1 rRNA gene is annotated in these 782 nt (G+C 50.6%); it reads right to left on the bottom strand.

Annotation, left to right across the window (positions count from 1 at the left end):
- Nucleotides 1-152: 152 nt before the first annotated feature.
- Nucleotides 153-782: ribosomal RNA gene (locus ACESOH_RS11735) — 23S ribosomal RNA — on the bottom strand; the annotation flags it as partial.

Genomic DNA, 782 nt, shown 5'->3' with positions numbered 1-782 from the left:
CTTCAATCCGAAACAAGCTGATACTTTCTACTGTTTACTGTCTGTTTATTATTCGACACCCTCAGTTTTCATCTCCTGATGTCTGATACCCGAATCCTGTCACCTGAACCCTGACTCCTGATACCTGCCACCTGAAAACCCTTGAGTGTTGTATGGTTAAGCCCCTCGGGCTATTAGTATGGGTTAGCTCAATGTATCACTACACTTACACACCCCACCTATCTACGTCTTCGTCTTAAACAACCCTTACTGGCTTTAAGCCAGGGAGAACTCATCTCAAGGCAAGTTTCGTGCTTAGATGCTTTCAGCACTTATCTCTCCCGCATTTAGCTACCCGGCTATGCGTCTGGCGACACAACCGGAACACCAGTGATGCGTCCACTCCGGTCCTCTCGTACTAGGAGCAGCCCCTTTCAATTCTCCAACGCCCACGGCAGATAGGGACCGAACTGTCTCACGACGTTCTAAACCCAGCTCGCGTACCACTTTAAATGGCGAACAGCCATACCCTTGGGACCTACTTCAGCCCCAGGATGTGATGAGCCGACATCGAGGTGCCAAACACCGCCGTCGATATGAACTCTTGGGCGGTATCAGCCTGTTATCCCCGGAGTACCTTTTATCCGTTGAGCGATGGCCCTTCCATTCAGAACCACCGGATCACTATGACCTGCTTTCGCACCTGCTCGACTTGTCCGTCTCGCAGTTAAGCTTGCTTATACCATTGCACTAACCTGACGATGTCCGACCGTCATTAGCAAACCTTCGTGCTCCTCCGTTAC

The sequence above is a fragment of the Necropsobacter rosorum genome (genome assembly GCF_964241405.1).
In the GTDB taxonomy this organism is placed as follows: domain Bacteria; phylum Pseudomonadota; class Gammaproteobacteria; order Enterobacterales; family Pasteurellaceae; genus Necropsobacter; species Necropsobacter rosorum.
This window is presented reverse-complemented; position numbering and strand designations above follow the sequence as displayed.